Source organism: Bacillus cereus, assembly GCF_025917685.1.
Taxonomy (GTDB): Bacteria; Bacillota; Bacilli; order Bacillales; family Bacillaceae_G; genus Bacillus_A; species Bacillus_A cereus_AT.
In genome coordinates this window covers 377,863-404,331 of sequence record NZ_CP089518.1, presented here as the reverse complement: position 1 = coordinate 404,331, position 26,469 = coordinate 377,863, and the positions used below count along the sequence as shown (strand labels likewise).

Below are 26,469 nucleotides of genomic sequence, written 5' to 3'. Positions count from 1 at the left end.
CAAAAATCCTGTTTTTAATTTTTATTAAAAACAGGATTTTGCATCTACATAATTAAATTTAACCTTTCTTCTAAAATCTCCCTATCTGATTTCGACTGAGAAATTATAAGGCATGTATCATTTCCACATATACATCCTATTTTTTCTTTCCAATCTAGCTCATCAAACAAAACACCAATAACATGTGCATTACCAGGTAATGTTTTAATAACCATTAATTGATCTACACAATCAATTTTTACAACAACCTCTCGTAATTTTTTCTTTAACTTTATATCGGTTTGTAAATGCTCTTCTGAGAAAAATTTATATATCATTAATCCTTCTTGAGAAGGTACCTTCGTTAAATTCAACTCACGAATATCTCGAGAAACTGTAGCTTGTGTTACTAATACATCTTTTTTTGCTAACAATTCTACTAATCTTTCTTGCTTCTCTATTTCATACTCCTTTACAAATTGTTTAATTAATCGTTGTCTTTTTTCTTTTTTCATAAAAGACACCCCTTTTAATATTATAGCTCGCTATAATTTTCATCCGAAAGGGACAGAAAAGAATGTTGCGGAAACGTTCATAGTTTATACTTTTTAACTGTAGATATTAAATCTAGCTAAAAAAAGAGAAGAACAGCATTCTGTTCTTCTCTTTTACATTGAAAACCGTTCAATTGTTTGTTTTAAATCCGCTAATTGCTTCTCTAAGTCTTTTAATAATTGATCGATTGCTATCATATTTTTAGACTATTGCCCCATCACACGTGCCACTTCTTGTGAACCAGCTGACGTTTCTTCCGCAATTGCTGCTACAGCCTTTGTTTGTGCTCCTGTTTGATAAATGTGATTCACTTGTTCATTCATGTAACTACTAATTTGCTTAGTTGCATCGGCTACTTCCATAACACTTGATGACATTTCTTTTAAAATTAATTCTGTAGCTTCTCCGCGTTTTACCTCTTCTTTAGCTGTCTTCACCTGCTCTGTCATTTTCAATGCGACTTGCTGTATGCTGTACTTCATCTTGCATATTCCGTAATAACTGCGATATGTTTCTCGCAGAATGATCACTTTCATCAGCAAGTTTACCTACTTCTTCTGCTACAACCGCAAAACCCCTTCCATGCTCTCCTGCTCGAGCTACCTCAATAGAAGCGTTGAGTGCTAATAAATTTGTTTGGCTAGCAATCTCACTCACAACAGAAACGATGTGTTCAACTTGTTTCATTCGCCCTTCTAATTTCTGTACATTTTCCATCGAATCTTCATTTTCTCTCGCCAATGTTTGAATACCTTGAATTAAAGAAGTAAAGACACGTGTACTTTGACCTAAAGCTTGAACCATTTCTGAAGACAATCCGTCAGACCGCTTTGCTTTTTCTTCTACTTCACTCGCAATAGAAGTCGTTGTATCTAAAGTAGAAACAATGGCATGAATCGATGCTGCCGATTGCTCAGCGCCGGAAGAAATTTCTGCAAGTGTCTCAGATACACCTTGCGCTTGCTTCGTCACTTCTCCTGTTTGTTTTCTAATTTGCTGAACTTGATTATTTGTATACGGAAATGTAGTATCAATATTTTTTACCATACCTCTTACATTTCCTAGCATCCTATTAAATGAAACACTTAAAGACTTAATTTCATCTTCCGTTTTTTGCAATGTGACATCTTCCCGAATATCACCCTCAGCCGCTTTCCTTGCAGCTTCTTCCAACTTCCGAAGTGGTTTAATTAAAAAGATCGCTGCTCCATATGCTAAAATTCCAGACCATACCTAATAACATAACGATAATATTATAAACAGTTAGACTTACATAAATTTAAAAATAATCATATATAACGTAAATAAAAAATAAGCTTGTTGAATATGTAATGAAAGCTAAAAATGTCGTAAATAGCATAAGCTGTATACGTAAATCAAAGGAAAATGTTTTCCTTTCTTTTTCCATCTCTTCTTTCCCCCTTATTTTAAGCAATATAAGTAATACCTATGTTATCCATATTTTCGCTATAGAAAGATATAAAAATTTTTAAAATCATAATTTCCTTGAATATCAAATTTCGCCAAAAAAATAAAGGATTCTGACAATTTATGACTAATAACAGAAATAAGGGGCAACATTTGTAAATATATTTTTGACTGGGGGGGTTGTATGATTCAAGTTCGAAATCTAGTAAAATCATTTGGTTCACTTGATGTTTTAAAAGGAATTGATTTAGAAGTAAAAGAAAAAGAAGTTGTTGTTTTAATCGGTGCCAGTGGTTCCGGCAAAAGTACATTACTTCGCTGTCTTAACTTTTTAGAAATGTACGATGAAGGTGAAATTCATTTACAAGGTGAACGAATTGATCCAAAGCATTCAAATTTAAACAAAGTCCGTGAAAATGTCGGTATGGTTTTTCAGCACTTTAACCTCTTTCCTCATATGACCTCACTAGAAAACATCATAGAAGCACCTATTCACGTAAAAAAATTGGAGACAGCAGACGCGAAGGATGTTGGTAATCAACTCCTACAAAAAGTCGGCCTACAAGATAAGGCGGATGTAACTCCTCACCTACTTTCAGGTGGTCAAAAACAACGCGTTGCGATTGCGCGAGCTCTTGCTATGAATCCTAAAATTATGCTATTTGATGAACCTACCTCAGCCTTAGACCCTGAACTCGTTGGAGAAGTATTGCAAGTTATGAAAGAACTTGCTGAAGAAGGAATGACAATGGTTATTGTTACTCATGAAATGAATTTCGCAAGAGATGTAGCTGATCGCGTCATCTTTATGGATGACGGGAAAATTGTAGAGGATGCTCCGCCAGCGCAATTCTTTTCAGCTCCATCACATGAACGAGCAAAGCAATTTTTACGTAACGTTTTATAATGTAACTTCTATTTCAAACGTAAAGAAATACATTCATACGGTGCACAACTAATTGTCCAAATAAAATATCTCGATAACATACTTAAAACCATCCGTATGATCAATATATAGGAGGGGTTTTATGAAAAGAAAACTATTAACCATTGTTGCGAGTATTACACTATGTACATCCTTCATACTAGGAGCCTGTAGTAAGGAAAGCTCGACTACTTCATCAAATGGTGAAAAGGAATTTCGTTATGCGATGAGTGGATTATACAAACCTTTTAACTATAAAGAAAATGACGGAAAACTTGTCGGATTTGATGTAGAAATAGGTGAGGCGCTCGCGAAAAAGATGGGAATGAAACCCGCTCCTATTACAAATCCATGGGAAACGCTAATTCAAGGTCTACAATCAAAAAAATATGATGTGATATTAGGAAGTATGGCTATTACAGAAGAACGATTAAAAGCTGTTAGTTTCTCAAACCCATATTATCGCTCTGGCGCCCAGATTTTCGTAGCTAAAAAGAATACATCTATCTCTTCTCCAGAAGATTTGAAAGGAAAGAAAATTGGTGTTGTAAAAGCTAGTACCTTTAAAACCCTTGTTGCAAAACATACAGATCAAATTACAGAATACGATAGTGATATTACCGCTCTTATGGACTTAGAGCCTGGGCGTGTTGACGCAGTAATCACTGATCAAATGGTTGGTCTTCGAATGATTAAAGAAGGTAGATCAAATATAAAAGAAGCTGGAAAACCATTAAATCTTGATGAAATGGGAATTGCTATTCGCAAAGATGATAAAGAAATGGTTGAGAAAGTAAATAAAGCTTTAGATGAAATCATTAAAGATGGTACGTACGAAAAAATTAGTAAAAAATGGTTTGGACGTAATATTCTTGGAGAAGAGGCAAAAACGAAGTAGGTTAACTATTCAAAGATTCCATAGATCATGCCCCACTTTTTATGTGGGGTATTTCATTCCCTACTAAAATCTATACACTATGAGGTGAAACGCATGTTTGAAATTTTTATCTCTACCTACCCCACACTCTTAAAAGCTACTATTGTCACATTACAATTAACATTAACTTCCCTAGTACTCGGTTCATTAATTGGATTACTATTTGCTTTCTTTCGAATCTCTAACAATAAAATTCTAAATAGTATCGCTCATGTCTACATCGCCATTATTCGTGGTACACCTTTAATTGTTCAAATCGCAATTCTCTATTTTGGTATTACATCTGTTGTTGTGTTCACCCCTTTTTGGGCAGGAGCAATTGCTTTAGCAATTCATAACGGTGCATATATTACCGAAATTTTCCGTGGATCCATTCAATCCGTTGACCGTGGACAATTAGAAGCTGCTCGCTCTTTAGGCATGCCTTACCCTTTAGCAATGCGCCGAATTATATTACCACAAGCATTTCGTCTATCTCTTCCTCCTCTAGGTAATCAATTTATTATTGGATTGAAAGATTCCTCACTTGTTGCTTACGTAGGAATGTCCGAATTATGGGGATCTAGTTTATCCATTGCTGCAGGTAACTTTCAACAATTAGATACTTATGTAATCGTTGGTTTATATTATCTCGTACTTGTTCTCCTATTTACTTACTTTGTTAACCTTTTAGAAAAACGATTACAGCGCAAAGAGACAAATTCTATCCAAGTCCATACAAAGAATAAAAAAGAAGTTTCTTTATAAAAAAAAGCAAGCCTGAGATGGCTTGCTTTTTCACTGCAAAATATATCAACTTTTACTGATTTACTTTTTTAACACTCTCTTTTTCCTCTATATGATCCTCACGATATGAAATATTATGAGGGTCCAATCCATTTCCTAAAGAACCATAGAAATGCTCCCTATGCGGATCAACTAATTCACTTCCTTGATAATACACACGTGGTGTATTCCAAAGTGCTCCCAATGCTTTTGTCATCGGCATTTCGTGATAACGTTCCGGCCACATTTCTTTAATTTTCTCTTTTACTAACGGATAGTATTTAGAACTCATAGCAGGAAACAGATGATGTTCCGTATGGTATGAGAAATTGAAATGCAAAACATCTACCCAGCGCGGCACTGTTACTGATAAACAGTTTGCTAAAGGATCATTTACTGGAACAATTGGATTTAAGCGGTGATTCGTTGCGATATATGCCATTACAATAAAGTTAGCAATTAACAACGGAATCACGTATGCAAATAACCACTTTGCAGGTCCCATAATAAATAATAAACTAATCCAAACTGTCCAAGGCAAAAGAAGTTGTAGCCATACAGATTTTTGATTGGATGACTTAAATTCCTTTATAAAATGAAAGAACATTCGAGTCGAATGTAACGTAAATTGAATTGTTAGTGACAGAAAACTAAAGAATGAACGTACATGAAGAGGCATGCGATATACCCAACTCAAAAACTTACTCTTTTTAAGTTTCTCAAGTGTTGGCCATGCATCTGGATCATTCTCTTCATGCTGTGTGTGAACATGATGCGTTGCATTATGCCACTTTCTCCAAAGTTTTGGACCAGTTGATAATGGCATAAATGCTATCGCACCTAAAAAATCACGCAGCCATGCCTTTCTTACAACTGTTCCGTGTAAAATTTCATGTCCTAAAAATCCAAGTGAAGCAAAACATAATCCAAGAACAATTGCAATTCCTAGATTTACCCACACATTCAATTCAAATACACCGATCGTTATTAAACCAGCCAATGCCACAAGTAAATAAGCCAGTCCACCAAATAAACGAGTAGGAACTGGTTTAAATGCTTTTTTCGGCAAATGTGGTGATACACGCGCTGCATACCACCCAAACGTATGAAGCTCCTTCATCCTTTTGCCCCTTTCTTATGCCGCGCCCTGCGCAAACTTGCATATATCAATTCTTGCTTCCAGATTGATTTTACTAGGTGATCAAAAAAGCATTTATTCATAAGGAAAATATACTCACTCTATCGTCACTTATTTTTCCGCTTTTATTATCAATGAAAAACATTTCTCTTTTTACTCTCTATCAACCTTTCCACATGATGAATCATAACAATAGAATTTCTATATTGTCAACAACTTTTATGACCTAGTAATAAAAGTTGGTTATATTTTTATAATCATACTTTATTTCACTAAAGAAAAAGTATAGATTTCATAAGGATTTATCCACTATATATATGCATCTTCTTAAACGCCATGGACACTATCTTATTCAAAAACTCTCTATGTAATCAACAAACGGAATCACTTGAATTTAGTTTTCTATAAATCCCACTTCTTCATAATGCCCCATCAAAATAATTATATTAAAATAATTTTATCTTTCTTTTAATAAAATAGAACGCTACTAAAACAACATACATGAATTCCATATAAGATGGAAATATTAAAAGGAAAATTGTTCTAATTTAGGAGGTTTCACAAATGATAGATGACACGTTTCCGCAGTTACCATCATCCTATTGGATTGAATCTACTCAAATTCCTACTTTTCCTCATTTATCCGAAAATATAAAGACAGCAGTTGCTGTTATCGGTGCTGGTATTACAGGTATTACTACTGCCTATTTACTTGCAAAAGAAGGCATCGACGTTGTTTTAATTGATTCTGGTCTTATTTTAAATGGAACAACTGGGCATACAACAGCAAAAGTAACAGCACAACATGATCTTATTTACGACGAATTAATAAATCATTTCGGTGTGGAAAAAGCCAGGCTTTACTACGAATCAAATAATCACGCTCTACAATTCATAAATGACACTGTGCAAACATATAAAATCGACTGTAATTTTTCAAATGAAGATTCATACTTATATACAACTACTGATAACGGTTTAAGAAATTTATCGAAAGAATATGAAGCTTATCAAAAATTAAATATACCTTGTGACTATGTTCAATCTCTATCGATTCCTATTCCAGTACAATCTGCACTTGTAATGAAAAATCAAGCGCAATTCCATCCCCTCCTTTATTTGAAAACACTTTTAGAAAAGTTTGTGGAGATGGGTGGCAAAGTTTATGAACAAACAACAGCTATGGATGTGGAAAAAGGAGATTATCCACAAGTAATTACAAAGGAGGGGCATCGCATCACTTGTGAATATGTCGTCTCTTGTTCTCATTTTCCTTTTTATGATGCGAATAGCTTTTTCTTTACGAGAATGTACGCAGAACGCTCCTATGCTCTTGCAATAAAAGCAAAAACAGATTATCTAGGTGGTATGTATTTAAGTATTGATGATCCAAAACGCTCCTTACGCTATATAACAAACAATGGAGAAAAGTTGATTTTGATTGGCGGAGAGAGCCATAAAACGGGACAGGGAATAAATACGATGCTTCATTATGGAGCACTCTATTCTTTTGCTGAAGCAACTTTTGGAGTAGATGAAGTTCCCTATAGATGGTCAGCGCAAGATTTAATTACGCTAGACAAGCTCCCTTATATCGGACATATTAACGAAAGAAATCCAAATATATTTGTTGCAACTGGATATCGCAAATGGGGAATGACAACAGGAACTGCTGCAGCTCATTTACTGAAGGATTCCATTCTAAAAATCCACAGCCCATATAAAGAGCTGTTTGCACCCTCACGCTTTCATGCAAATCCAGATATAAAAACATTCCTTTCTCAAAACATTGATGTTGCTAAACATTTAATTGAAGGGAAAATTGAAACCGCATTACGTAAACCAGAAGATCTTGAAGTTGGTGAGGGATCTGTTGTACATGTCAACGGCAAACGAGCAGGTGCCTATAAAGATAAAGAAGGAAAATTACATATCGTCGACACGACTTGTACACACCTCGGCTGTGAAGTTGAATGGAATAATGGTGATTGTACTTGGGATTGCCCTTGCCACGGTTCTCGTTTTTCAATTGATGGCGACGTTATGGAAGGGCCAGCAGATCAACCATTAAAACGAGTTGATAACGAGTAAAAAAACAAAGAAGTTCAACAAGAATCCTGTTGAACTTCTTTGTTTTTCATGACACCTTTTCATATAAATTTCGACACAAGCAGGGGAATATTAACATTAAATAAAATAATATATTCATCTACGAATAAAAGGGGTGAATACTATGCAACCTTCTGCTCCACCTCATCTAGAATCTACAGAAACTATCTTTTCAAGCTCTATTACAAAACTTGTTGTTTTTATTTGTTGGCTCGCCATTCTAGCTGACGGATATGATTTAGGTATTTACGGCGCTGTTCTGCCAGAGCTTCTAGAAGACAACAGCTGGGCCCTATCACCAGCTCAAGCTGGAACAATGGCCAGCTATGCTCTATTTGGGATGTTTATTGGCGCTATTCTAGTCGGAACCATTACAGATTTAATTGGACGAAAGTGGACACTTATATGCTGTTTAGCTCTTTTTTCTATCACAATGGGCTTAGCTGCAATTGCTCCTTCTCCTGAATTATTTGGGTTATCTCGATTTATCGGAGGAATCGGATTAGGCGGTGTTATCCCAACGGCTTCAGCACTTACTGTTGAATATTCACCAAAAAAACGGCAATCTTTTATTTACGCTCTGATGTTTACCGGCTATCCTTTAGGTATCGTGTTAGGTGCTATTTTATCCATGTTTATGCTAGAAAATTTCGGATGGAGAATTATGTTTGGCATCGGAATGATTCCGCTACTCCTCATTCCTTTCATTATTCGTTATTTACCTGAGTCCATTCAATTTTTATTATCACGGAATCGACAAGAAGAAGTGAACAAAATTCTTAATCGCTTTCAAATTGAATTCCATGTAAAAGATGAAATTCCTGAAACACCATCTAATATACAAAAGAAAAATGGATTTCTTACGTTATTCTCAAAAGAATACATAAAAGCAACGCTACTTTTTTGGATTACTTATATAATGGGAATGTTTTTAATCTATGGTTTAAATACTTGGCTACCACAGATGATGCGCCAGGCAGGATATCCTCTTGGATCTAGTTTATCATTTCTACTTATGCTAAATATTACTGCAGCTATCGGCGCATTATTTGCCGGGGCAATTGCCGATCGTATAGGAGCAAAAATTGTTATTAGCATCTCCTATCTTATGGCAGCCATATGTATTGGACTGCTAACAATTCAACCATCTGTTACAATCATTTATCTTTTAATTGGTCTTGCTGGAATTGGATCAGTCGGTATTACTCAAATATTAAATGCTTATGTAACACAATACTTCCCATCACATATACGAGCTACCTCCTTAGGATGGGGACTTGGACTTGGCCGAGTTGGTGCGATTGCTGGCCCTATTCTTGTCGGTATTATTATGACAATGCAATATGACTTGGCGTGGAATTTTTACTTATTCTCCTTTGCAGGTCTTATCGCAGCTATATCTGTTTTCTTTATTCCTACAAAATAAAGTGAACCTTTAATCAGTGGTGGGGTGCATCCCCAGCTGATTATTAGCCCACACCAATTAGGCGTTTACGGGCAGTAGGCTCCCACAAATCGTGGGATAGAAAAGAGCACAAATTTATTTGTGCTCTTTTTGGTATACTTCAAACAACATGTTTCTAAATAGTGTATTCAAACTCTCAATATCAATCCCTAACCCCTTTTCAATCCCTTTCACGTATTGCTGATAATAATCAATTTGTTCTTCTAAAAATTGATTTAACACCTGAATTTTCAATCCAACATCTAATTCCGTACCTGCTTTTTTCTTTACTAACAATTTCTCAATCTCATTCAATACACTACGTTCTATAGATAGTTCTGTAATTAATCGGTCAAATTCTACTGGAGGTAATGTCCCTTTCTCTTCTAGCCATTGACAAGCTAAAATAGGACGTAATACATAAAAGTACTTTTTCAACTTTACATTCTCGCCTTGCAAAAATTCACGATAATTTTTTGAAGCCATATGTAAGTAATGATATATCGTTGCCTTTGGATCAAAATTCTTTTCACTCATTTGCTGAAGCTGCTCTGGAAAATTAGAGTTTTTCGAATAAAAAATTGGTGATCGAATCCACTCAAGTAAAGCTGGATTTGACTTCGCGAATAGTTGCAATGCCTTTTTAATATCCCAGCCACTTATATCTAAATCATCACTAATCGGATATTCAATTACATCTCGTTTATCATGAATTGATAAATACCATTCTACTGGATGTATATAAACAAACCTAACATCATAATCACTATCTTTCGATGGAAATCCCCAAGCACGACTCCCTGATTCCACTGCAAATAAAATTTTCACATCATTCTCTTGCTCAATTCTTTCTAGCTCTAATTCAATTTTCCCTCTCATTTCATACCATCCCCATTTTTTGATTATTTCCTTGGAAATTCGACAAATATATTACCAATTTTACTACATACTAAAATAACTGTCAGAAATTTTCTGACAGTTCAATAAATCCTACTTTCTCTTTTCAATTACAGTAGCGGTAATTCGTTCAAACTCTTTTTGAATTTCCTCTTTATATGCATCCACTTTTGAAAAATCCATAGCAGCAATATAAATTCGTTCTAATTTATCACGAACTGATTTCGCTTTTGCCAAGAAAGACATCGCCTCATTCATTTTTGCCTTATATTGAATGGAAACGTCACGAATTTCTTTAGCATATTTTTCATCCGTCCCCGGTGTAACAATAAGAGCGTACATATCTATAATCTCATCACCCACGCGACTTGGAAAATATTCATGTGGTGCGGTACTATCAAAAATTGCAAATCCTAATTCTCTTACAATAACCATATCAAGACTATTCGGATCAAATCCGCAATGATATACTTCAACTTCAAACCCTTTTTCTTCTGCTGCCTGCGCTAACTTTTTGAGCATTGTTGATTTTCCAGAGCCAGGGCGTCCTTTTATAAAATAACGATGTGGTAATCCTTCTGTTAAATTAGGAACGAAATCAACTGCTCCTTTCGGTGTAGCAGCTCCTAAAAACCGATGTTTCACAATCGATTGTTTCCCCTTTTTATCTGTAAATAATTTCTGAATCAATTGATCTGTTAGTCCATTTGCTTTGTTAAAATCAATATTATTAATATATATTTTCTCCCACTCATCGTGTATAACTAATGCCTCTTGAAAACATCCGTAAGCAGATTGGAAAGCCTTGCTCGCTTCTGATACAAATCGTTCAATTTCTAACTTCTGCTTTCTTAATTTATCTGAGTCCCAAGCAACTCCTAAATTAATATACTCTTCCACAACCCCTGGCATTTTAGGCTCAATAACATGCGGTGATGTTCCATCAACAATTCCTACTTTTAATTTTGGGATAATCACTCCATCAACTGACTTATTATCAGAAGAACAATGTAAAAGTTCAATATCATATCCCTTTTCAACCCATTCACGACCTATTGCCTTTATTAAAGAAGATTTCCCAGTTCCTGGACCACCCTTTAAAATAAACAACCTGTCTAGCCCTTTTAAATTCTCTTCGTATAAATTATGAAATCCCCTAGCTGTATTTCCACCAGCATAATAATTCAATACATTACCTGTCACTGCACTCACTCCTTCGCAGCATTCTATTTACATAAGCTACAATATGCGAGCCACCTTATTTGGGTGAATACCTATTTTGTATTGCACTAAAAAAGGAAATGAATTACAATTTAATTATTAAAAAAATCGAAATATTAAAACTGAATATATCTTTATCAAGAGAGGCAGAGGGACCGGCCCTTTGAAGCCCAGCAACCTCAGTTTATACAAACTGAATAGGTGCTAATTCCTGCAAAATGCAATGCATTTTGAAAGATAAAACTTAACCATTGTGTGCAAAACTCATCTTTCTTGATTATGAAAGATGAGTTTTTTATATTTTAAAACATATATTGGAGGTATTTAAAATGAAAGTAATCGACCTATCACAAACATTTGAAAACAATATGTCTCAATTTCCTGGAACACCAAAAATCCAACTAGAAGCAATTACAAACGTTGAAGAGACGGGCTATCAAGTTACAGATTTTCATTCTGTCGTTCATGTAGGTACACATTGCGATGCCCCTGCGCATTTCATTTCAGGTGCAACCACCATTGATCAATTACCCCTAAAACAATTTGTAGGTGAGGCCGTTCTTATCGATGTAACTCATATCCAAGAGAGAAAGTTACCTAAGGAAGTATTGCATAATACCGATATAAAAGAAGATGATATTGTCATTTTCCATTCCAATCTATCTAATAAGTGGAATACAGCAGCTTATGAGAAAGAAGCGTTTTATCTTTCCGAAGAATTAGCTGAAGAACTGGTTCAATTAAAAGTAAAATCAGTCGGTTTAGATTTTATTTCTCCTGATGAGGTAACGACAGAAACATCACCGATTCACCACATATTACTAGGGAATAACATTTACTTAATTGAAAACTTAACAAATCTAGATGCTATTAAAGCGAAACGTTTCTTTTTCTCAGCAGCACCTTTAAAAATTAAAGATAGTGACGGTGCTTTCGCAAGAGCATTCGCTGTTATTTTTTAAACACGCCTACAAAAAAAGCAAAGATCATTTTTGACCTTTGCTTTTATATTTTTTATTTAAGTTTAAAAAGAATTGTTCCACTCTTGGGCGTAACCAAGCTAAATAATCTTTATCTTTCTTCTTTGTACAAGCTATCTCTTCTCCATCCACCATTTCGACCAGCTCTAGCTCTAACAATTGCCTCGTAAATGCTACCATATTTACTTCTTCGGTCGGATACTCTTCTTTTAATTTCTCCTCAATTTCTCCCAATAAAAAACCGTCACGCATCATTGCTAGTGCATCAATCCAAAGTGGCGGCATTTCATATGTTTCTCCTGTAATTGTATCTTTTACAATATAATTCAATTTCTCTTTTCGAAATTGAATCGTGTGTAAACATACAGTCGAATTTAATGTTAATTCCATCATACCACCTCTTTCATAATATCCGCATAGAAAAAAGGATGCGCGTGCACCCCTTCTTTTCTTTTCATAACACTACCGAACCGCTACATGAGCAACCAATCTCATGTCGATATTTTCCTCCATTATAAACGAAGTATTTTATAAAAAAAACCCTTCTTGAAACATTTTATAAAATGTTTATATTTACACAACAAGAACACTTTTCTGAAAAATACTTTCTTCTGTTTCTCTACACTGTCGGTAAATAAATTTCCACCTTCGTTCCCACACCCATACTACTTTGAACGGTGATACTCCCTTGATGTTCTTTAATAATTTTATATGTAATCATTAAACCAAGTCCTGTACCATTCTCCTTTGTTGTGTAAAAAGCCTTTCCAATCTTCTCTAGCTTCTCCTTCTCTATCCCTAAACCTTGATCCTCGACAGAAATACACAAATACCCCTTAGTTTTTTCATATGCCCGAATATGAATGTCCCCACCTTCGGGCATTGATTCTATTCCGTTTTTAATAATATTTAACAACACTTGTTTTAATTGTTTATCATCACCGTTTATAACGGGTAAATTTCCATCTCCTTGCAAATAAACTTTCACCTTATATTGACTCGCATAACTTTCCATTAACTGCACAACATATAAAAGGATTTCCCGTATGTTACACCATTCATAATTTGTTGGTTTCGGTTTTCCTAATAACATCAATTCGCTAACAAAACCGTTGATTCTCTCAATCTCTTGTAGCATTATTTCATAGCTAATCATATCTTCAGGGTTTCTTTCTTTTTGCATTTGCGTAAACCCTTTCAAAGCCGTTAATGGATTTCGGATTTCATGCGCAATTGTTGTAGACATTGTCCCAATTACAGCTAAATTTTCCGTCTCTTTCATATTGTTCATCATTTCAAACACTGTTCTTACATAAGATTGAAATCGTTTTAACAAAGAATGTGAAATAATGAAATAGAATATACATAAGACAAGCGGAATCACAACTTTTAAATCTTGTAATATCAATGTAAAAAGTACATACTTTCCAATTACACTAAAGGAAACTAAATAAAAATATTTTCTGTTCACGAAAACTGGTGCAAATAAAATTAATAACATTTCTACCATACTACCATGTTCAAAAGCTCTATCCGTTCGCAAATAAATCATTAAATTATTAATAAGATTAATGAACATGTACCCAAATAAAAATAAATATTTTATAGAATATACATAGCCTCTTTTTTGAAGATATATTGAAATAGGAAATAATGCTATTACAAATATATATACGCCTATCCCAAGGCTGCCTTTTGGCCAACCTACCGCTGTTCCATTAATGTTCATAGCAGGATATACAAAATAATATATAGCGTCATATAAAAAGAATATAATATAGAATAATAATATAAATACTTTTAAAGCTTCTCTTTCTTCATAAATCAAGCTCTTGTATTTGTTCATATAAAAACTCCTCTTGATCAATACAAAAATGACATTTCACATGTTATCCCCTTAAATTATACGTATGAAATTGCTTTCAGAGCAATATATAACCTTCTAATACTAAAAGGAAGAAGATACAGCTCCTTCCTTTTCAATCACAATTTATATCCACCTTACCCTATCGTGTAGCAATCCATCTGTAAAATTATTATGTCCTACTACAATATCCTTCATATATAAATTTAAATATTCCCCATACTTACTTTCAGTATTTAATAATAATTCTTCAACATAATAGGCGCCTTGTCCAAAAGTATCTAACAATAAACTACACAAGCCTGCATAAATTCCACACCCTACTTGGAAGTATGTCGCATTTGTTTTATATTTTTGAAAAACTTGGCTACTATTCATTACATTATACATGTATGTCTCGTTATTTTCATAAACGAGTAACACACCGACTAGACCTTCTCCTGCAATCTCTTCTTCCGCTGGATTGAATACTTTACGATTCCAGTTCCATAAATCTTCTACATTATCTAAGTTCTGTCTAATTAAATCTGTTGTATACTCATTAATTCGATAAAGAAAACCAACTTCCATGTTGAAGTTTTTCCCTAAAATTAAAACTTCCTCATAATATACTGATACTATTGTCCCTTTTTGAGATTCTGGTCCACCTCTGTTTACTCTTACATAAGATCCAATTAAATCTTGCAAAAAATCACAATGAAATAAACTCACGAGAAAACCCCTTCCATTAATTTATAAGCTTTTGCACTGATAGTACATGTATCTGTACAGGTTATGTTCGCTATGTTTGTCCCCGCTATGAAAAAATATGCTTTTAACTAATAGTACGAATCCCTATAAAATCTTCTTTCCCTTAAATTAACTCTAGGATTTTGGGTGATTTTTTCATATCTTCATACAAAAATCCCCCGTATTAAGATACATTTCTGCATATCTTAATACGGGGGATTTTCATAAATTTAATCTTCGTCTTTAACATCCATATCTTCCGGAATTGGCTCATTTAATATTTCTTCCACTAATTGCTTATATTTCTCCATTTGTTCTAAATGTGTATTAAACTGTTCCTTGTTTAATAAATATTGCTCTCCATCAAACAGTGCACGAACTTTCTTTTGCTGAATTAAATCTTCAACATACGATTTGGGTAAATTCAAATATTCCGCAGCCTCTTCTATCGTTATATACAATGTGTTCATTCCTTTATAGTTTTTTCATATATATACTGTATCTTACTTTATTTTTGTAAACAAATAAAAAAGATTTTGTAAATACAAATTAAAAAGCAGGTAGATGCATTCCATATATTGTATAATAATATAGTAAGTATTTTTTAAAAATATAGAATGGTATTACCCATTTACACAAAGGAGAGTTAACATATGGCTACTCGTCACATCATTACAATGTTAGAAAAAACATTACGAGTTGAAACAGAGAACACAATTTCTCATCTATCTAAGTCTTTATCCGATCGTATTCTTTCACAAAGTGCAGCAGTACATGAAAGCAATTGCTATCATACAATTGGCGAATGGTACAAAAATCATTTCTTATTCCAACAAGATGATTTCCTTTGGGCGAAATACGTTTTCTATGATGCATATTGTGAAGCTATAAAAAAACAAGGCCATCTTACAAAACGCGTTCGCCAAATATTAGAATCACTAGCTCGAAAACATGGAAAACAATACATTGCTTCTATACTAAATATGCCATTTCCGAATGAACAGGCAAAAGGGACAGCATAAACCAAACCTAGATTCATTGTTTTCTAGAGAGATTACAAATAAAACGTTCATGTCACATGAACTAATGAAACCGGTGTCATGATAATGATTGCAGATATAATAAACAGGAAAACCCCCATTTACCTCTCTCGTCCATACGAATAGAGAAGTGAATGGGGGTATACTTGTTCCTTTATCCCGCTATTTGTGGGCAGTAAGACTCCCATCTCAAAATCCAGCGAATGCGAGGGAGTTAGGTGGGAGTCGGGCTGCCCGTAAAAGCCCGATTGATGATGGCTAATAATCAGTGGGGGGATGGATCCCCCGCTGATTAAAGTTCACCTTATTATTTCATCATCTGCTTAATCAATTCTCGATTTCTCTTCTTAAATACCTCATTATGAGAAGAAACCATACCATACTCACTTGCATCTGGTTGAATAAATTGTTTCGCTTTATTCACAGCATTTCCAGCATCTTGGAATGCCCCTGCAATTAAATGTAATTTTCCGTCATGCTTTAAAATATCTCCAGCAGCATATAATCCGTCTACCGAGGATTCACTATTTGCATTCCCTGCAATAAAGTAATTATCTACAATTGCGACATCTAGCTCACTATTTTCCAATAATGTAATGTCACGTTCATATCCATGATTAATAATAACTTCATCGATAGATAACTGAGAAACCTCTCCCGTTTCATGATTTGTTAATTCTACATATTCAATCGTTTCATGGTTATCACCAGCAATTAATTTTGTAATCGATGTATTAAAGAAACATTCTGCTGAACTATTCATAAGTTGTTTGACTTGTGCCTCGTGACCAGATAATTCTTCTTTTCTATATGTTAAATAAACTTTTTTCGCGATTGGTTCTAATTCATTCGCCCAATCAATTGCAGAGTTCCCTCCACCTGAAATAATTACCGTTTTATCTTTGAAACGTTTTAACGATTTAACTGTATAATTTAAATTCGAGACTTCGAATCTCTCCGCACCTTCAATTGACAACTTTTGTGGATTCAATATACCACTCCCAGTTGCGACGATCACTGTTTTTGAAAAATGTTCTTCTCCATTGCTTGTTTTCAACGTAAAAATACCATCTTCATTACGAATAATTGATTCTATTTTTGTATTCAATACAACTTCAGGCTGAAATGTTAATCCTTGCTGTACAAGTTGCTCGATTAATTTCTCGCCAGTAACCGGTAATAACCCGCCAATATCCCAGATCATTTTCTCCGGATAAACATGTATTTTACCACCTAACTGTGGTTGAAATTCTATTATTTTCGTTTTCATCTCTCTTAGTCCACTATAAAAAGCCGAATAAAGCCCTGCAGGTCCTCCACCTATCACAGTTACATCAAATAATTCTTCTCGATTCATTCGTGCCCACTCCTCAGCTATTAACAATTGATTATCATTCTCAATAAAATATAACTTGTTTTTAAGAAATTTACAATCAAAATTACTATTGACAATACACCTATATAAAATTATATTATTTAAAGAATCAATATTGATAATCATTATCAATATGTTAATTATTAGTAACTGTGAGATTACATCTTCTTCTATTACTATGGTGAATACTATATGGTAAAATCTCAAGTTCAAGATTGTTAATACGACCTTTGTATTACCACTTTTTCAAAAGATCAAAGCTAAACAATTTATTGTATATCACATATCATCTATCAAAAGGAGAAAGACGATGAAAAAATTATTTATTTCACTAACAGTTCTGTTCGTCCTTGTTATGAGTGCTTGTAGCAATGGTTCAACAGACAAGAAGAACGACGCAAAAGGTAAGAAATCAGAAACAATTACATACCAATCTGAAAATGGTAAAGTTGAAGTTCCAGCAAATCCACAACGTGTTGTTGTCCTATCATCATTCGCTGGTAACGTAATGTCATTAGGTGTAAATCTTGTTGGGGTAGATTCATGGTCTAAACAAAACCCACGTTTCGATAGCAAGCTTAAAAATGTTGCGGAAGTATCAGATGAGAATGTTGAAAAGATTGCAGAATTAAATCCAGATTTAATCATTGGTTTATCCAATATTAAAAATGTTGATAAATTAAAGAAAATCGCTCCTACTGTAACATACACTTACGGAAAAGTTGATTACTTAACACAACACTTAGAAATCGGTAAATTATTAAATAAAGAAAAAGAAGCAAAAACTTGGGTTGATGATTTCAAGAAACGCGCACAAACAGCTGGAAAAGACATTAAAGCGAAGATTGGTGAAGATGCAACAGTTTCTGTTGTTGAAAACTTCAACAAACAGCTTTACGTATACGGCGAAAACTGGGGCCGTGGAACAGAAATTCTTTACCAAGAAATGAAATTAAAAATGCCTGAAAAAGTAAAAGAAAAAGCATTAAAAGAAGGTTACTACGCATTATCTACTGAGGTATTACCTGAGTTTGCTGGTGATTACTTAATCGTAAGTAAAAATAAAGATACTGATAACTCATTCCAAGAGACAGAATCATATAAAAACATTCCAGCAGTAAAAAATAATCGTGTATATGAAGCAAACATGATGGAATTCTATTTCAATGATCCACTTACATTAGATTTCCAACTAGACTTCTTCAAGAAGAGCTTTCTTGGTCAATAATACAAACATGAGGAATTCTTAATTTAAGAATTCCTCTTCCTTTATTCTATGAAAAGAAAAGATGTGAAACAAATGACGAAAGATCACAACAATCCACGTTCCATGGCTTTTACATACAAACTAATTTTGAGCATAATTGCATTCTTTCTTATTTTTATGGTTGCAATGGTATTAGGTGCTGCAGATACTTCTATAAAAGACGTATGGTTAGCACTCACTTCCTCCGCTAAAGGAGACAAAATATCTATTATTCGCGAAATACGTTTGCCACGTGAAGTTGCTGCCATATTTGTCGGAGCTGGACTTGCCGTTTCTGGGGCAATTATGCAAGGATTAACTCGAAATCCACTTGCTGATCCTGGATTACTAGGCTTAACTGGTGGCGCAAATGCTGCACTTGCACTAACACTTGCTTTCAACCCTTCCATAAGCTATCTGTACTTAACATTAGCTTGTTTTATCGGGGCTGCGGTAGGAGCAATTATGGTATTTGGAATTGGCATGGTGAAAAAAGGTGGACTTTCCCCTCTTCGAATTGTATTAGCAGGTGCTGCAGTTTCAGCGTTTCTACTTGCAATCTCAGAAGGTGTTGGCATTTACTTTAAAATTTCACAAGATGTATCACTTTGGACGGCTGGAGGCGTAATTGGAACTACTTGGAGCCAATTAAAAATTATTATTCCGGTTATTTCAATAAGTATATTTCTCGCTATCTTACTTGCAAGGAAATTGACAGTCCTTAGTTTCAGTGAAGAAGTTGCTGTTGGACTCGGTCAAAAAATTATTGTTATTAAAACAATTTTGTTTATCATTATTATCTTGCTTGCAGGTGCTTCCGTAGCGCTTGTCGGAAACATGGCATTTATCGGCTTAATGATACCTCATATGGTTCGTCCAATCGTTGGACCAGACTATCGTTTTGTCATACCGATGTCAGCAATCGCTGGTGCGTCCTTTATGCTACTCGCAGATACAATTGGGCGTACAATTAACGCTCCGTACGAAACGCCAGTTGCTGCAATTGTCGCTATTGTAGGATTACCGGTCTTCCTATTTATCGTTCGTAAAGGAGGAAGAACTTTCTCATGATGCAATCTATTCTAAGAAAACAACGTATTATCATACTCGCTTTACTTATACTGACCATTACAACCATTGTAGTTGGAATGGGGCTCGGTTCAGCATCTTTATCTTATGATCGATTACTCCCAACACTAATGGGACAAGGTACATTTAAAGAGGAGTTTGTTTTATATTCTTTACGACTACCTAGAATTGTCATTACATTATTAGCTGGTATGGCGCTCGCTTTATCTGGTGCTATCCTGCAAGGTATTACACGTAACGATTTAGCTGAACCTGGTATTCTTGGAATCAACGCTGGAGCTGGTGTTGCAGTTTCCATCTTCTTTTTATATTTTCCAATTGACGTTGGTTCGTTTCTTTACTTACTACCAGTCGTTGGGTTTATCGGTGCTTTCCTTACCGCTGTTCTAATTTACGTATTTTCATATAGCAAATCCACAGGACTTCAGCCAATACGATTAACATTAACCGGTATCGGATTTTCATTTGCACTATCTGGAGCAATGATTGTTCTTATTTCATCAGCAGATCGTATGAAAGTCGACTTTATTGCAAAATGGATAGCCGGAAACATTTGGGGAGATGATTGGATCTTCGTTTACGCAATGCTTCCATGGTTAATCGTATTAATCCCATTTGTTTTCTATAAAGCAAATCGATTAAACATTCTAGCATTAAACGAACCTGTCGCAATTGGTGTCGGCATTGAAATTGAAAAAGAACGAAGATACTTATTAATTGCAGCCGTTGCGCTTGCAGCTGCAGCAGTTTCCGTAACAGGAGGAATTAGCTTTATTGGACTAATGGCTCCTCACATCGCAAAATCTTTAGTCGGACCAAGACATCAAATATTCATGCCAATCGCCGTTTTAATAGGCGGATGGCTATTACTACTAGCAGACACAATTGGACGAAACATCGTCGAACCTAGCGGTATTCCAGCAGGCATTGTCGTCGCCTTAATTGGTGCACCTTACTTTATGTATTTGTTGCTTAAGAAAGCGTAAAGAAACACCCTCAAGATTTTTTCTTGAGGGTGTTTTCATTTTACTGCTGCCCATACCCTTCAAACTTCTTCGCCAAATTCTCCATCTCGTCTTCTGGCAGTAGCTTTGGTTCGCCGACGCTTTTCGTTTGATAATAAATTTGAGCACAAAACTCAATTTCTTCTGCAATAGTAAACGCCATTTTTATATTATTTGCACCAGCCATTAAACCATGATTCGCAAGTAATACTGCACGACGATCAATCATTCCTTCAAAAGCTGCCTCTGCTAATTGCTTCGTACCAAATGTTTCATACGGTGCACAGCGAACATTCGGACCTGCAAAAGCAATTAAATATGACACAGCAGGAAGTTCCCATCCTAATGATGCAATTGTCTTCGCATAAGGAGAATGTGTGTGCACAAGCGCATTTATATCTTCACGATTTCTATAATAAATAAGGTGCATATCGAGCTCGCTTGATGGTCTTCTCTCTCCTTCTATCACTTCACCATCTAAATTCAATATAACTACATCTTCAGGCTTCGTTTCATAATAATCTAAACCGCTTGGGCTAATTGCAACAAGCCCTTGTTCACGATTAAAAATACTAATATTACCCCCAGTCCCCTTTGTTAAACCACTGGAGATCATTTTCTTTCCATACGCTACAATTTCTTCTCTTTCGTTTTGTAATAACATATACATCCCCCTAAGTATGAAGCTTATGATGACTGACTATATATCTACTTACTAAAATAGCTTTTTTAAGTTCTCCGTAAACGGTGCTTCCACAATCCCTTTTTCCGTAATAATCGCTGTTACATTTTCATATGGCGTAACATCAAATGCCGGATTATATACTTTACTTTCTTTCGGAGCAGAATATTGTCCGAAACGATTGATCACTTCAGAAGCATCTCTTTCTTCAATTGGAATTTCTTTTCCTGTCGATGTTTTCAAATCAATTGTCGGCGTTGGTGCTGCTACATAAAACGGAATGTTGTAGTATTTAGCTAAAATAGATACGCCTAATGTTCCAATTTTATTTGCTACATCACCGTTTGCTGCTACGCGGTCACATCCAACTATTACCGCATCAATTTTCCCTTGTGACATGACCATTGCTGCCATATTATCTGTAATGACCGTTACATCGATTCCCGCTCGCTGTAGTTCTAATGCTGTTAACGTTGAACCTTGTAATCTAGGGCGTGTTTCATCCGAATAGATTTTTAAGTCCCATCCTTTTTCTTTCGCTAAGTACATTGGAGCTGTCGCAGTACCGTACTTCGTCGTTGCTAACGCCCCTGCATTACAATGCGTTAATACTCCCATGCCATCACGGAATAATGTTAATGCGTGTTCTCCAATTTGACGGTTAATTGCTTCATCTTCTCTATGAATCTCTTTTGCTTCTTCTAATAATCTATCTTTCAACTGCGCATTTGATAAGTGAGCATTCTCTTTCGCTACACTTTCCATTCTTTCAAGTGCCCAAAATAAATTTACTGCCGTCGGTCTTGATGTTGCTAAATATGCACATACCTTTTTTACTTCTTCTATGAATTCTTCCGCCGAACTTTCAGCAACTTCCTTTACCCCTAAATACACACCATAGGCTGCTGAAACCCCTATTGCCGGAGCTCCTCGTACTTTCATTACTTGAATCGCATCCCAAACACCCTCAGCCGTTTTAAAAGATTCATAGACTACTTCGTTCGGCAATACCGTTTGATCCAACAACACTAAAGCATCATCTTTCCACTGAATTGGTATTAATTGCTCTGCCATCATCTTCTCCCCTTACTGCGCACTATGCATTTGTTTTCTTAACGTTTCTACAAAGCTGCTACCTGTTTTATATCGATTCGCTTGTAAAATAAACTTCTTCGCTGCCTGAAGACAAATTCGCTCCGCTCTAGCACGCGCTGCATCATTCTCAATACAAGTAATATCCTTTACCTTCGCTAGACCGACAATACGGCGAATTAACTCAAGACCCGTCACTGCAGCTGTATCCTCTAATACAAATTGTAAATAAACTTGGTTAAATCCTTCTTCCTTCGCCATAACCTCTGTCACATGAATATCCCAAGCATCTAAGAACTTCTTCTTAAATAACTCAATTACATCTATCATGGTAGATTCTAGCCAGTTCATATATGTATCTTTCTCCATACCAAATTGCATCACTGCATCTGCATTCACCCATGCAAATATTAAATTCGCCATTACATTCCCAACGTCATATCCCATAGGTCCATAAAAAGCAAACTCCGGATCAATAACCTTTGTAGAATCACTTTTTACAAAAACAGAACCAGTATGTAAATCACCGTGAAGCAGCGCTTGTGCATTCGTCATAAAAGAAAACTTAAGTTTTGCTACTTCCATACGAAGCTCTTTATCAATATAAATATGCTCTCTAATCCATCCTTCGTTTAATTGAAACAATTCGTTGCGTTTATTATGATTTGTAAACGGCTCTGAATATACGAGGTCCTCTGTAATCTCACATAACTCAGGATTTATATAATTCTTCACGAGTTCCTTCTTCTCTTTATGATTCATTACAACATCTGATGTTAATAGAAGAGTGTTTACCATAAAAGTAGTTAAATCATCAGCAAGCCTCGGAAACATTTGATGATTTATGAGTGCTGTACGCAATATTGTGTGATCTGATAAATCTTCCATCACGCAACAATTCATCACACTATCAAACAAATATACATTTGGCACGAGTCCTGATGCTAACTCTCCTTCTAGTCGCAAAACATCTGATTCTATACGAATTCGATTCGTCGACAACTTAAACTCATCTGAAATACGCGCTGTATCCCCAGCTTGTTTTACAATGACAGAAATGCTCTTCTGTTCATCCCAAACGCGGAATACATAATTTAAATTACCATCGCCTATTTCTTTACACTTTAGCCCCTTTGCATGTTCGAACTTAGGTAATTTCTCTTGCACATATGCAATCACATCTTTAGCTTCCATTAAAAAATACTTCGTGAACTTAGACATGGTTTCCCCTCCATACTAAATGTAAACGTTTTCTAAAATCCATAAAAAAATAATAGACTGAAATTTTTTCAATCTATACTATATCTTCTCTATTGCAATACATATCTCGCTTTTATTATATCTTGTTAGAAATGAGCGTCAATGTTTCTATTTCTCATTGCAATATACTTCTTATTATATATATTTATGATGACAATAATTGTTCACAAAGATTCCGATACATTTTGTTTTATTTATTGCACAATTCTTTGTAAAATAGAAGTAAGCAGTTCCTTTTCAAATCTACAACTTCTAAGAAATATTTCCTTCCTAAGAATTTATACTTACACCATATCTCTAACATACACACTACTCTTTCAAACACTCATTGAAAATTTATGACTTAAAAATTACCTTTTAATTCCCTAGCAGCCTTAATTGAGAATAAATATTAATTAAATTGGTATAAAGTTGGTTTATTCTCTTGACAAAATAACCACTTCTATATGATAATTAATATCGAATTAGAATTATTATAGTTAATTAAAAAATATATTTTATGAGCAAACTAATTTCCGATGCTCAAAACCAACCTTTAGGAGGAATTTTAATATGTTATTAATCGGCACAGAAGTAAAACCGTTTAAAGCTAATGCTTACCATAATGGAGAATTTATCCAAGTTACTGACGAAAGTTTAAAAGGAAAATGGAGCGTAGTTTGTTTCTACCCAGCAGACTTCACATTCGTTTGTCCAACTGAACTTGAAGACTTACAAAACCAATATGCAACTCTAAAAGATTTAGGCGTTGAAGTATACTCTGTATCTACAGACACTCACTTCACTCACAAAGCATGGCATGATAGCTCAGAAACTATCGGCAAAATCGAATACATTATGATTGGTGACCCAACTCGCACAATCACTACAAACTTCAACGTTTTAATGGAAGAAGAAGGTCTTGCTGCTCGTGGTACATTCATCATCGATCCAGACGGCGTTATCCAATCTATGGAAATCAATGCTGACGGTATCGGCCGTGACGCAAGCATCCTTGTTAACAAAATTAAAGCTGCTCAATACGTACGTAACAACCCAGGTGAAGTTTGCCCAGCTAAATGGCAAGAGGGTTCTGCAACACTTAAACCAAGCCTTGACCTTGTAGGCAAAATCTAAGGAGTTCGATCAAAATGATACTAGATGCAGATATAAAAACACAACTATCCCAATACCTTCAGTTAATGGAGAACGATATTTTACTTAAAGTAAGCGCTGGAGACGACGACGTATCTAAAGATATGTTAGCTCTAGTAGACGAATTAGCTACTATGTCATCTAAGATTACAGTAGAAAAAGTTGAATTAGAGAGAACACCAAGCTTTAGCGTAAACCGCCCTGGTGAAGACACTGGTGTCGTATTCGCTGGTATTCCATTAGGACACGAATTTACTTCATTAGTGTTAGCTTTACTACAAGTAAGTGGACGCGCTCCAAAAGTTGAACAAAAATTAATCGATCAAATTAAAAACATTCAAGGCGAATATCATTTTGAGTCTTATATCAGCCTAAGTTGTCATAACTGTCCTGATGTTGTACAAGCTCTTAACGTAATGAGCGTTCTAAACTCTGGTATTACACATACTATGATTGATGGCGCTGCATTCAAAGAGGAAGTAGAAAGTAAAGACATCATGGCAGTACCAACAGTTTTCCTAAACGGCGAATCTTTCGGAAGCGGTCGTATGACACTTGAAGAAATTTTAGCTAAAATGGGTAACGGTCCAGATGCATCAGAGCTTTCTGATAAAGATCCATACGATGTTCTTGTTGTTGGTGGCGGCCCTGCTGGTGCAAGTGCAGCAATTTATGCAGCACGTAAAGGCATCCGCACTGGTATCGTTGCTGAGCGCTTCGGTGGTCAAGTAATGGATACTATGGGCATTGAGAACTTCATCAGCGTAAAACGCACTGAAGGACCTAAGCTAGTAGCAAGTCTTGAAGAGCACGTTAAAGAATACGACATCGATGTAATGAATCTACAACGTGCAAAACGTTTAGAGAAAAAAGAACTTATTGAAGTGGAACTTGAAAACGGCGCTATTCTGAAAAGTAAGAGCGTAATCGTTTCTACAGGTGCTCGCTGGCGTAACGTTGGCGTACCAGGTGAAGCTGAGTTCAAAAATAAAGGTGTAGCATACTGCCCACACTGTGACGGTCCATTATTCATCGGAAAAGACGTAGCAGTTATCGGCGGAGGTAACTCTGGTATTGAAGCAGCTATCGACTTAGCAGGTATTGTTAAGCACGTAACTGTTCTTGAATTCATGCCAGAATTAAAAGCTGATGCTGTATTACAAGAGCGTCTTAACAGCTTACCAAACGTAACTGTTCTGAAAAACGTTCAAACGAAAGAAATCACTGGTACTGATAAAGTAAACGGTATTTCTTACATCGATCGTGAAACTGAAGAAGTTCATCACGTTGAATTACAAGGTGTATTCGTACAAATCGGTCTTGTGCCAAACACAGACTGGTTAGGCGAAACAGTTGAACGCGCTCGCGGTGAAATCGTAACAGACAAGCACGGCGCTACAAACGTACCAGGAGTGTTTGCTGCAGGTGACTGTACAAATAATCCGTACAAACAAATCATCATCTCTATGGGTTCAGGTGCAAACGCAGCTTTAGGCGCATTTGATTACTTAATCCGTAACTAATTATATAGACATGAGTAAAAGAGGCGCTACCAATAGGTAGCGCCTCTTTTTTA

The 26,469-nt window shown here is 35.4% G+C and carries 23 protein-coding genes, 2 pseudogenes and 1 riboswitch; of the genes and pseudogenes, 12 read left to right on the top strand and 13 right to left on the bottom strand.

Annotation, left to right across the window (positions count from 1 at the left end; translation table 11 throughout):
• Window positions 1-44: 44 nt before the first annotated feature.
• On the bottom strand, window positions 45-494 hold the full coding sequence (gene argR, locus LUS72_RS02115) for an arginine repressor (protein ID WP_071747256.1): 450 nt from the start codon (window positions 492-494) through the stop codon (window positions 45-47).
• A 153-nt stretch (window positions 495-647) separates the two neighbouring features.
• Window positions 648-1,942 (bottom strand): annotated as a pseudogene (locus LUS72_RS02110) (methyl-accepting chemotaxis protein).
• A gap of 204 nt (window positions 1,943-2,146) precedes the next feature.
• On the opposite strand from LUS72_RS02110, the gene LUS72_RS02105 reads away from it, so the two are divergent.
• The 3 genes from LUS72_RS02105 (at window position 2,147) to LUS72_RS02095 (ending at window position 4,571) form a co-directional block, all read left to right on the top strand.
• Window positions 2,147-2,869 (top strand): amino acid ABC transporter ATP-binding protein, encoded by a 723-nt coding sequence (locus LUS72_RS02105; RefSeq protein ID WP_000616929.1) that lies wholly within the window; start codon window positions 2,147-2,149, stop codon window positions 2,867-2,869.
• A gap of 121 nt (window positions 2,870-2,990) precedes the next feature.
• On the top strand, window positions 2,991-3,785 hold the full coding sequence (locus LUS72_RS02100) for an ABC transporter substrate-binding protein (RefSeq protein WP_264448542.1): 795 nt from the start codon (window positions 2,991-2,993) through the stop codon (window positions 3,783-3,785).
• 93 nt (window positions 3,786-3,878) lie between these two features.
• The gene (locus tag LUS72_RS02095) at window positions 3,879-4,571 is read left to right on the top strand and encodes an amino acid ABC transporter permease (protein ID WP_097828961.1); all 693 of its coding nucleotides are present in this window, start codon (window positions 3,879-3,881) and stop codon (window positions 4,569-4,571) included.
• Between the two features lie 52 nt (window positions 4,572-4,623).
• Here LUS72_RS02095 and LUS72_RS02090 read toward each other — a convergent pair whose 3' ends face one another.
• Complete coding sequence (locus LUS72_RS02090; RefSeq protein WP_097828962.1) at window positions 4,624-5,709, bottom strand: Delta(10) desaturase DesB; 1,086 nt, start codon at window positions 5,707-5,709, stop codon at window positions 4,624-4,626.
• Between the two features lie 582 nt (window positions 5,710-6,291).
• On the opposite strand from LUS72_RS02090, the gene LUS72_RS02085 reads away from it, so the two are divergent.
• Window positions 6,292-7,818 (top strand): FAD-dependent oxidoreductase, encoded by a 1,527-nt coding sequence (locus LUS72_RS02085; RefSeq protein WP_264448541.1) that lies wholly within the window; start codon window positions 6,292-6,294, stop codon window positions 7,816-7,818.
• A 142-nt stretch (window positions 7,819-7,960) separates the two neighbouring features.
• Complete coding sequence (locus LUS72_RS02080) at window positions 7,961-9,262, top strand: MFS transporter (RefSeq protein WP_097828964.1); 1,302 nt, start codon at window positions 7,961-7,963, stop codon at window positions 9,260-9,262.
• A 114-nt stretch (window positions 9,263-9,376) separates the two neighbouring features.
• Here the strand turns inward: LUS72_RS02080 and LUS72_RS02075 are convergent, their stop codons facing one another.
• Window positions 9,377-10,159 (bottom strand): nucleotidyltransferase domain-containing protein, encoded by a 783-nt coding sequence (locus tag LUS72_RS02075; protein ID WP_097828965.1) that lies wholly within the window; start codon window positions 10,157-10,159, stop codon window positions 9,377-9,379.
• 111 nt (window positions 10,160-10,270) lie between these two features.
• Window positions 10,271-11,380, bottom strand: coding sequence for a PRK06851 family protein (locus tag LUS72_RS02070; protein ID WP_097828966.1), 1,110 nt, complete (start codon window positions 11,378-11,380; stop codon window positions 10,271-10,273).
• A 149-nt stretch (window positions 11,381-11,529) separates the two neighbouring features.
• Window positions 11,530-11,642, top strand: a riboswitch (SAM riboswitch).
• Window positions 11,643-11,727: 85 nt separating this feature from the next.
• Here LUS72_RS02070 and LUS72_RS02065 point away from each other — a divergent pair.
• Window positions 11,728-12,360, top strand: a complete 633-nt coding sequence (locus LUS72_RS02065; protein ID WP_071735259.1) for a cyclase family protein — start codon at window positions 11,728-11,730, stop codon at window positions 12,358-12,360.
• 24 nt (window positions 12,361-12,384) lie between these two features.
• On the opposite strand, the gene LUS72_RS02060 is transcribed toward LUS72_RS02065, so the two are convergent.
• The 4 genes and pseudogenes from LUS72_RS02060 to LUS72_RS02045 form a co-directional block, all read right to left on the bottom strand.
• Window positions 12,385-12,768: a hypothetical protein gene (locus tag LUS72_RS02060; RefSeq protein ID WP_097828967.1), complete on the bottom strand. Its 384-nt coding sequence runs from the start codon at window positions 12,766-12,768 to the stop codon at window positions 12,385-12,387.
• 229 nt (window positions 12,769-12,997) lie between these two features.
• Window positions 12,998-14,224: an ATP-binding protein gene (locus LUS72_RS02055; RefSeq protein WP_097828968.1), complete on the bottom strand. Its 1,227-nt coding sequence runs from the start codon at window positions 14,222-14,224 to the stop codon at window positions 12,998-13,000.
• Window positions 14,225-14,368: 144 nt separating this feature from the next.
• Window positions 14,369-14,848, bottom strand: a pseudogene (locus LUS72_RS02050) (S-adenosylmethionine decarboxylase related protein); the annotation flags it as partial.
• Between the two features lie 353 nt (window positions 14,849-15,201).
• On the bottom strand, window positions 15,202-15,441 hold the full coding sequence (locus LUS72_RS02045) for a helix-turn-helix domain-containing protein (RefSeq protein WP_080018159.1): 240 nt from the start codon (window positions 15,439-15,441) through the stop codon (window positions 15,202-15,204).
• 183 nt (window positions 15,442-15,624) lie between these two features.
• On the opposite strand from LUS72_RS02045, the gene LUS72_RS02040 reads away from it, so the two are divergent.
• Complete coding sequence (locus LUS72_RS02040; RefSeq protein WP_071747242.1) at window positions 15,625-15,993, top strand: hypothetical protein; 369 nt, start codon at window positions 15,625-15,627, stop codon at window positions 15,991-15,993.
• A gap of 325 nt (window positions 15,994-16,318) precedes the next feature.
• Here LUS72_RS02040 and LUS72_RS02035 read toward each other — a convergent pair whose 3' ends face one another.
• Window positions 16,319-17,368, bottom strand: coding sequence for an NAD(P)/FAD-dependent oxidoreductase (locus LUS72_RS02035; protein WP_097829018.1), 1,050 nt, complete (start codon window positions 17,366-17,368; stop codon window positions 16,319-16,321).
• A 328-nt stretch (window positions 17,369-17,696) separates the two neighbouring features.
• Here LUS72_RS02035 and LUS72_RS02030 point away from each other — a divergent pair, with 328 nt between their 5' ends.
• From LUS72_RS02030 to LUS72_RS02020, 3 genes are read left to right on the top strand one after another with little or no spacing between them, the layout of a single operon-like run.
• A complete protein-coding gene (locus LUS72_RS02030) occupies window positions 17,697-18,614 on the top strand; it encodes an iron-hydroxamate ABC transporter substrate-binding protein (RefSeq protein ID WP_000732562.1) in 918 nt (305 codons plus the stop codon).
• 48 nt (window positions 18,615-18,662) lie between these two features.
• Window positions 18,663-19,703, top strand: a complete 1,041-nt coding sequence (locus LUS72_RS02025; protein ID WP_141533368.1) for a FecCD family ABC transporter permease — start codon at window positions 18,663-18,665, stop codon at window positions 19,701-19,703.
• Window positions 19,700-20,707, top strand: coding sequence for a FecCD family ABC transporter permease (locus LUS72_RS02020; RefSeq protein ID WP_098361705.1), 1,008 nt, complete (start codon window positions 19,700-19,702; stop codon window positions 20,705-20,707). Before LUS72_RS02025 ends, LUS72_RS02020 begins: the two co-directional genes overlap by 4 nt.
• Window positions 20,708-20,747: 40 nt before the next feature.
• Here the strand turns inward: LUS72_RS02020 and LUS72_RS02015 are convergent, their stop codons facing one another.
• Genes LUS72_RS02015 through mtnK form a run of 3 tightly spaced genes read right to left on the bottom strand, consistent with a single transcriptional unit; the run spans window position 20,748 to window position 23,720 of the window.
• Entirely contained in the window at window positions 20,748-21,389 is a 642-nt protein-coding gene (locus LUS72_RS02015) for an L-fuculose-phosphate aldolase (protein ID WP_097828971.1), read from the bottom strand.
• 51 nt (window positions 21,390-21,440) lie between these two features.
• On the bottom strand, window positions 21,441-22,481 hold the full coding sequence (gene mtnA, locus LUS72_RS02010) for an S-methyl-5-thioribose-1-phosphate isomerase (RefSeq protein WP_141533369.1): 1,041 nt from the start codon (window positions 22,479-22,481) through the stop codon (window positions 21,441-21,443).
• A 12-nt stretch (window positions 22,482-22,493) separates the two neighbouring features.
• On the bottom strand, window positions 22,494-23,720 hold the full coding sequence (gene mtnK / locus LUS72_RS02005) for an S-methyl-5-thioribose kinase (protein WP_097828973.1): 1,227 nt from the start codon (window positions 23,718-23,720) through the stop codon (window positions 22,494-22,496).
• 591 nt (window positions 23,721-24,311) lie between these two features.
• On the opposite strand from mtnK, the gene ahpC reads away from it, so the two are divergent.
• Together ahpC and ahpF are read left to right on the top strand one after the other, a co-directional pair.
• A complete protein-coding gene (gene ahpC / locus LUS72_RS02000) occupies window positions 24,312-24,875 on the top strand; it encodes an alkyl hydroperoxide reductase subunit C (protein WP_000924420.1) in 564 nt (187 codons plus the stop codon).
• A gap of 14 nt (window positions 24,876-24,889) precedes the next feature.
• Complete coding sequence (gene ahpF, locus LUS72_RS01995) at window positions 24,890-26,416, top strand: alkyl hydroperoxide reductase subunit F (RefSeq protein ID WP_000599491.1); 1,527 nt, start codon at window positions 24,890-24,892, stop codon at window positions 26,414-26,416.
• Window positions 26,417-26,469 lie beyond the last annotated feature (53 nt).

What these genes read in the sequence shown, in the direction of transcription:
- argR (WP_071747256.1), bottom strand. Translation starts at nt 494, where the DNA reads ATGAAAAAAGAAAAAAGACAACGATTAATTAAACAATTTGTAAAGGAG.
- LUS72_RS02080 (WP_097828964.1), top strand. Translation starts at nt 7,961, where the DNA reads ATGCAACCTTCTGCTCCACCTCATCTAGAATCTACAGAAACTATCTTT.
- LUS72_RS02065 (WP_071735259.1), top strand. Translation starts at nt 11,728, where the DNA reads ATGAAAGTAATCGACCTATCACAAACATTTGAAAACAATATGTCTCAA.
- mtnA (WP_141533369.1), bottom strand. Translation starts at nt 22,481, where the DNA reads ATGGCAGAGCAATTAATACCAATTCAGTGGAAAGATGATGCTTTAGTG.
- LUS72_RS02105 (WP_000616929.1), top strand. Translation starts at nt 2,147, where the DNA reads ATGATTCAAGTTCGAAATCTAGTAAAATCATTTGGTTCACTTGATGTT.
- ahpF (WP_000599491.1), top strand. Translation starts at nt 24,890, where the DNA reads ATGATACTAGATGCAGATATAAAAACACAACTATCCCAATACCTTCAG.
- LUS72_RS02075 (WP_097828965.1), bottom strand. Translation starts at nt 10,159, where the DNA reads ATGAGAGGGAAAATTGAATTAGAGCTAGAAAGAATTGAGCAAGAGAAT.
- LUS72_RS02040 (WP_071747242.1), top strand. Translation starts at nt 15,625, where the DNA reads ATGGCTACTCGTCACATCATTACAATGTTAGAAAAAACATTACGAGTT.
- LUS72_RS02030 (WP_000732562.1), top strand. Translation starts at nt 17,697, where the DNA reads ATGAAAAAATTATTTATTTCACTAACAGTTCTGTTCGTCCTTGTTATG.
- LUS72_RS02090 (WP_097828962.1), bottom strand. Translation starts at nt 5,709, where the DNA reads ATGAAGGAGCTTCATACGTTTGGGTGGTATGCAGCGCGTGTATCACCA.
- mtnK (WP_097828973.1), bottom strand. Translation starts at nt 23,720, where the DNA reads ATGTCTAAGTTCACGAAGTATTTTTTAATGGAAGCTAAAGATGTGATT.
- LUS72_RS02060 (WP_097828967.1), bottom strand. Translation starts at nt 12,768, where the DNA reads ATGGAATTAACATTAAATTCGACTGTATGTTTACACACGATTCAATTT.
- LUS72_RS02100 (WP_264448542.1), top strand. Translation starts at nt 2,991, where the DNA reads ATGAAAAGAAAACTATTAACCATTGTTGCGAGTATTACACTATGTACA.
- LUS72_RS02055 (WP_097828968.1), bottom strand. Translation starts at nt 14,224, where the DNA reads ATGAACAAATACAAGAGCTTGATTTATGAAGAAAGAGAAGCTTTAAAA.
- LUS72_RS02035 (WP_097829018.1), bottom strand. Translation starts at nt 17,368, where the DNA reads ATGAATCGAGAAGAATTATTTGATGTAACTGTGATAGGTGGAGGACCT.
- ahpC (WP_000924420.1), top strand. Translation starts at nt 24,312, where the DNA reads ATGTTATTAATCGGCACAGAAGTAAAACCGTTTAAAGCTAATGCTTAC.
- LUS72_RS02085 (WP_264448541.1), top strand. Translation starts at nt 6,292, where the DNA reads ATGATAGATGACACGTTTCCGCAGTTACCATCATCCTATTGGATTGAA.
- LUS72_RS02095 (WP_097828961.1), top strand. Translation starts at nt 3,879, where the DNA reads ATGTTTGAAATTTTTATCTCTACCTACCCCACACTCTTAAAAGCTACT.
- LUS72_RS02020 (WP_098361705.1), top strand. Translation starts at nt 19,700, where the DNA reads ATGATGCAATCTATTCTAAGAAAACAACGTATTATCATACTCGCTTTA.
- LUS72_RS02045 (WP_080018159.1), bottom strand. Translation starts at nt 15,441, where the DNA reads ATGAACACATTGTATATAACGATAGAAGAGGCTGCGGAATATTTGAAT.
- LUS72_RS02015 (WP_097828971.1), bottom strand. Translation starts at nt 21,389, where the DNA reads ATGTTATTACAAAACGAAAGAGAAGAAATTGTAGCGTATGGAAAGAAA.
- LUS72_RS02025 (WP_141533368.1), top strand. Translation starts at nt 18,663, where the DNA reads ATGAAAAGAAAAGATGTGAAACAAATGACGAAAGATCACAACAATCCA.